Genomic DNA, 5393 nt, shown 5'->3' with positions numbered 1-5393 from the left:
CGGCGTCGAAGAAGCGCAGCGGCGGGCCCGGCAGCGTCAGCCGGCCGAGGCTCGCGTGCTCGACGTCCACGAGCAGGCCCTGGCTCGCCGTCTGCTCCCATGCGTACACCTCGTCGAGCGTACGCACCCGGCCCGCCGGGATCCCGGCGTCGGCGAGCCGGGTGAGCAGGTCGTCGGCGTCGTAGGCGTCGAAGACGCCCTCGACCACCTTGATCACCTGGTCGCGGCGGGCCACCCGCTCGGGGTTGCTCCGCAGGCCCTCCGCGTCGGGTTCGAGGCCGAACGCGAGGCAGAACCTCTGCCACAGCGTCTCGGACCCGACGGCTATCTGGACGGCGCCGTCACGGCAGCGGAACAGACCGTACGGCGCGATGGAAGGGTGGTGGTTGCCCTGCGCTCGCCCCACCTCCCCGGCGACCGTCCACCGGGTGCCCTGGAAGGCGTGCACCCCGGTGACGGCCGCCAGCAGCGAGGTCCGCACGACCTGCCCGACGCCGGTCCGGTGCCGCTCGTGCAGCGCCGCCAGCACGCCGTACGCGCCGTAGATCCCGGCCAGCAGGTCGCCGATCGGCACGCCCACGCGCTGCGGGTCGTCCGGGCCGGAGCCCGTCAGGGACATGAGGCCGGCCTCGCCCTGGGCGATCTGGTCGTACCCGGCGCGGCCGCCCTCCGGCCCGTCGTGCCCGAACCCGGTGATGGAGAGCACGACGAGGCGCGGGTTGCGCTCCAGCAGGGAGTCGACGCCCAGGCCGAGGCGGTCCAGCACCCCGGGGCGGAAGTTCTCCACGAGCACGTCGGCCCGGTCGACGAGCTCGAGGAGCGTCGCCTTGTCGGCGTCGGCCTTGAGGTCGAGCGCGATCGACTCCTTGTTGCGGTTCGCGGACAGGAAGTACGTGGACTCGCGCGCACCCTCCTGCCCGACGAACGGCGGGCCCCAGCCACGCGTGTCGTCGCCCCGCTCGGGCACCTCCACCTTGACGACGCGCGCGCCCAGGTCGCCCAGCATCATGGTGGCGTGCGGCCCGGCCAACGCCCGGGAGAGGTCGACGACGACGACGTCGGCAAGGGGCCCGCTCATGGTGCTCACCAGCCCGGCAGCACGAGGACGGCCCACACGAGCAGCGGTCCCACGAGAGTGACGATCCCCGCGTAGCCGAGGATCTGCTTGTAGTAGGTCTGCTCCGAGATCGTGTCGGGGCGGTTGGCGAGCATCAGGGCTCCGTTCGTGGAGAAGGGGCTCACGTCGACGATGGTCGAGGAGACGGCGAGGGCGGCGGCCATCGACCACGCGCTGACACCACCGGTGGCGATGAGCGGCACGGCGATCGGGATGATCACCGGCAGCAGCGCCGTCGACGAGGCGAACGCGGAGACGACGCCGCCGACGTAGCACAGGACGAGGGCGCCGATGGCGGCGATGCCGAGGCCGGCCGCCCACAGGCCGATGTACTCGGGCGCGCCGGCCTCGGTGAACACCGTCGCGTAGGTGCTCACGCCGGCCACGAGCAGCACGGTGGGCCAGGCGATCTGCCGCACCGCGTCCTTGTGCTGCTTCGGGGAGAGCATGGCCAGTGCGACGGCGGCGGTGATCGACACGAAGCCGATGTTCATGTCGAACGCGAGCGCCGTCACGGCGACCGCGGCGAACGCGGTGAGGGTCAGGACGTGGTCGCGGCGCACGCCGAGGCCGCGCGTGATCGTCGGGACGGACGCGCCCTGACCGCTGGCGACGACGGACCGGCCGCCCGTGTGCAGGTCCTCGACGAGGTGTCCGGAGGCGTCCGCCGGGTCGACCCGCTCGCTCATGAGCTGACGTCCGCCGAGCGCGAGGAACAGGATGACCGCCATCACGGTGTTGATCACGAGCGATGAGACGAAGACCGCCATCTCGGTGCCCTCGTAGCCGACGTCGGCCATCACGGAGTTGGTGATGGTGCCGTAGATGCTGATCGGGGAGAACCCGCCGCCCTGGGCGCCGTGCACCACGAACATGCCCATCATGAGCGGGTTGATCTTGTACCGGCGGGCGAAGCCGAGGGCGACGGGGCCGATGATCGCGCAGGCGGCCGGGCTGGCCGCGCCGATGGCGGTCAGCACCGCCGTGACGGCGAACATGACCCAGGGGATCAGGGCCACCCGGCCGCCGACGGCCTTGATCGCCTGACTGACGATGAGGTCGACGGTGCCGTTGTTCTTGGCTATGGAGAACAGGTACGTGACGCCGATCAGGGTGAGCACGAGGTCGGCGCTGATGCCGCCGAGAACCTCTTTGTCGTCCATGTTCAAGGCGAAGACGCCGACAAACCACGCCGCGACATAGGCGAGGGCACCCATGTTGATCGGCAGGACTGTCCCGGCGACGAACAACGCGACGAGCGCGATGATCGCGATCCACTCAGGACCCATGAGAACTCCTCTGTCTTCATCGTGGCGGTCACCGTTGACCGACGAGGCACGATGGATCAGTGGCCTAGCCAATAGTCCAGTCCGGTTTCTGTCAAGTACCCTCGGACAGTGACCCCGAAGGCTTCCGCCGAACTGCCGGCCCCGCTGGCCCGCACCCGCCTCTACGAGCAGGTCGCGGAACAGATCACCACGTGGATCAGGCAGAACGGCCTGAAGGCCGGCGACCGCCTGCCGCCGGAGCGCGAGCTCGCCGCCCGGCTCGGTGTCAGCCGCGCGACCCTCAGCCAGGCCCTCGTGGCTCTTGAGGTCGTGGGTGTCGTGGTGGTGCGGCACGGCGATGGCACCGTGCTCACCGGCAAGCACAGCGAGAGCCGCATCGTCGAGGCGATCCGCGCGCACGCCGACCGGATGCCCGAGATCATCGACATCCGCGACGCGCTCGAGACCAAGATCGCGGCCCTGGCCGCGCAGCGCCGCACCGACGACGACCTCGCCGCGATCGACGCGTCCCTGGACGCCATGGCGGCGTCGATCGAGCACGGTGACCGGGGGGTGGACGCCGACGAGCAGTTCCACGCCGCCGTGACCGCCGCGGCGCACTCCGACCTGCTGGCCCAGACGATGCGCGAGATCGCCAGCCTGATCCGCGAGAGCCGCATCGAGTCGCTCTCGCAGCCGGGCCGGCCGCGCAACTCCCTGACCGGGCACCGCGCCATCGCGGACGCCATCCGCGCCCGGGACCCGGAGGCCGCCGCCGCGGCCATGCACGCGCACGTCGAGATGGTCAGCGACGTGGCCCTGCTGCGGGAGGAGGAGCGATGACCGGCTGGGAGCACCTCGCCGTCCTCGGCGCAGGGTTCGGCGCGGGCGTGCTGTCGACGACGGTCGGCGTCGCCTCGCTGCTGAGCTTCCCGGTACTGCTCGCCGTCGGGCTGCCGCCGGTGGTCGCGAACGCCTCGAACACGGTGGGCCTGGTTCCCGCCGGGCTGAGCGGGTCGTTCGGCTACCGGCAGGAGCTGCGCGAGCACCCGCGTGTCGCGGTGATCGTGCTCGTGACCTGCGCCGTCGGGTCCGTGGCCGGGGCGGTGCTGCTGCTCGCGCTGCCGCCGGGGGTGTTCGAGGCGATCGTGCCCTGGCTGATCCTGACCTCCTGCCTGCTGGTGGGCGTGCAGCCCTGGATCAGCCGGTGGCTACGGCGCACCCGCGACGAGCCGACCCGGCTGCGGCACGGGATGTCGCCGGCCACGGTCGTCTTCTCGGTGCTCACCGGCGTGTACGGCGGATACTTCGGGGCCGGCGCCGGCGTCATGATGGCCGCCGTGCTGGGCCTCGGGACCGACCTCGCGGTGCGGAACATCAACGCGCTGCGCACCGTCGCGCTGCTCGCCGCGAACGTGATCGCCACGGTCATCTTCGTGTTCGTCGCCGACCTGGACTGGCTGGCGATCGGGCTGCTGGCCGCGGGCTCCGTGGTGGGCGGCTACGTGGGCGCGCGGATCGGCCGCAAGATGCCGCCGAGCGTGTTCCGGGTGCTGGTGGTGGTCGCGGGCGTGGTGACCGCCGTCGTCATGCTGACCTGACGCGCCGCGGGCCGAGCGCGGGGCCAACTCGCGATCCTCGTGCATAATTTTTGTGCATGGCTCTTGTGCATAGAGATTGTGCACGCGTACTGTGCACGTATGACCGCTCCCCAGGACGACTTCCGCCTCACCCCCGAGGCCGTCAAGGTGCTCGCCCACCCGCTGCGCTCGCGCCTGCTCGGCGCCCTGCGGCGCGGCGGCCCCGCGACCGCCACCACGCTCGCGAACGCCCTGGGCACCAACACCGGCGCCACGAGCTACCACCTGCGCAAGCTGGAGTCCGTCGGCCTGGTCGCGGACACGGGCGACGGCGCCGGCAAGCAACGCCTCTGGCGCGCGGCCACGAGCTCCCACAGCTGGGAGCGGACCGAGCTGGCGCACGACGAGGACGCCGCCACCGCGCTCGGCTGGCTGGAGCGGGACTACCTGCGCCTGTTCAGCACCGAGTTCGGGCACTGGCTCGACGTCGCCGAGTCGTGGCCGGACGAGTGGCAGGACGCGACGGGCATGGGCGACACCTGGGTGACCGTCAACCCGGAACAGCTCCGAGCGCTGCGCGCCGAGCTGGACGAGCTCTTCGCGCGCTACCACGACGCCGCGCCCGGCCCGGGTGCGCGCCGCATGACGTTCTGGCACGCGATGTACCCGCTGGAGGCGGACGACGTGCCGGGACAGGCGGGAGTCGACCGGACCGTCGACGACACCGCGGACGACTCGACCGGCGGCACGACCCCGGAGGACCGGCCATGACCCCCCTGACCCCGCACCGCGCCCGGCAGGTCTTCCTGCTGCTGACCCTGACCCGCTGGTTCCCCGTGGGGCTGGTCGTCACGGTCACCACGCTGCTGCCCATCGAACGCGGCCTGTCGGTGCCGCAGGCGCTGACCGCACTGTCGCTGACCGGGTTCGTCGTGTTCGCGCTCGAGCTGCCGACCGCGGGCCTCGCCGACTCCCTCGGCCGCCGCCCGATGCTGGTCGCGGCCGCCGTGCTGCAGGTGGCGGCGGCCGTGCTGTTCCTCTCCGCGCAGACGTTCTGGGCCTTCGCCCTGGCCGCCGCGGTCACCGGCATCTTCCGGGCGCTCGACTCCGGACCCCTGGAGTCCTGGTTCGTCGACACGGTGCACGCCACCGAGCCGGGGGCCGACGTCGACCGCCCGCTCGCCGCGCAGGGCACCGTGCTGGGGGTGGCCATCGCCGCGGGCGCCCTGGTCTCGGGCGGGCTCGTCTGGTGGCACCCCCTGGAGGCATGGTCCTCGCTCGTGCTGCCCTACGCGGTCTACGCCGCGCTCTCGGTCGTGCATCTGGCCGCCGTGATCGCCCTGGTCCGGGAGACACCGCGCGGCGCAGCACACCCGTCCGGGGCGGACGACGCGGCCCACGCCGCCGACGCCGCGGCCGACGCCGGGG

The 5393-nt window shown here is 72.2% G+C and carries 6 protein-coding genes; 4 read left to right on the top strand and 2 right to left on the bottom strand.

Translation table 11 applies throughout. The features are described 5' to 3' along the window. A partial coding sequence (locus PROKR_RS09630) for a CaiB/BaiF CoA transferase family protein (protein ID WP_084800352.1) occupies nt 1-1078 on the bottom strand: 1078 nt, incomplete at its 3' end. 5 nt (nt 1079-1083) lie between these two features. After that, nucleotides 1084-2406: an SLC13 family permease gene (locus PROKR_RS09625; RefSeq protein WP_036962604.1), complete on the bottom strand. Its 1323-nt coding sequence runs from the start codon at nt 2404-2406 to the stop codon at nt 1084-1086. A gap of 108 nt (nt 2407-2514) precedes the next feature. Between PROKR_RS09625 and PROKR_RS09620 the strand changes: the two genes are divergently transcribed. The 4 genes from PROKR_RS09620 to PROKR_RS09605 all read left to right on the top strand — a co-directional run. Then, complete coding sequence (locus tag PROKR_RS09620; protein ID WP_036962602.1) at nt 2515-3228, top strand: FadR/GntR family transcriptional regulator; 714 nt, start codon at nt 2515-2517, stop codon at nt 3226-3228. Continuing rightward, nucleotides 3225-3986, top strand: coding sequence for a sulfite exporter TauE/SafE family protein (locus tag PROKR_RS09615; protein ID WP_036962600.1), 762 nt, complete (start codon nt 3225-3227; stop codon nt 3984-3986). Before PROKR_RS09620 ends, PROKR_RS09615 begins: the two co-directional genes overlap by 4 nt. A gap of 99 nt (nt 3987-4085) precedes the next feature. Beyond that, a complete protein-coding gene (locus PROKR_RS09610) occupies nt 4086-4736 on the top strand; it encodes an ArsR/SmtB family transcription factor (RefSeq protein WP_084800351.1) in 651 nt (216 codons plus the stop codon). Further along, the coding region (locus tag PROKR_RS09605; protein ID WP_157601997.1) for an MFS transporter at nt 4733-5393 on the top strand (661 nt) is incomplete at its 3' end. The genes PROKR_RS09610 and PROKR_RS09605, both read left to right, overlap by 4 nt.

The sequence above is a fragment of the Promicromonospora kroppenstedtii DSM 19349 genome (assembly GCF_000515355.1).
Lineage (GTDB): Bacteria > Actinomycetota > Actinomycetes > Actinomycetales > Cellulomonadaceae > Promicromonospora > Promicromonospora kroppenstedtii.
This window is presented reverse-complemented; position numbering and strand designations above follow the sequence as displayed.

What these genes read in the sequence shown, in the direction of transcription:
- PROKR_RS09625 (WP_036962604.1), bottom strand. Translation starts at nt 2,406, where the DNA reads ATGGGTCCTGAGTGGATCGCGATCATCGCGCTCGTCGCGTTGTTCGTC.
- PROKR_RS09615 (WP_036962600.1), top strand. Translation starts at nt 3,225, where the DNA reads ATGACCGGCTGGGAGCACCTCGCCGTCCTCGGCGCAGGGTTCGGCGCG.
- PROKR_RS09610 (WP_084800351.1), top strand. Translation starts at nt 4,086, where the DNA reads ATGACCGCTCCCCAGGACGACTTCCGCCTCACCCCCGAGGCCGTCAAG.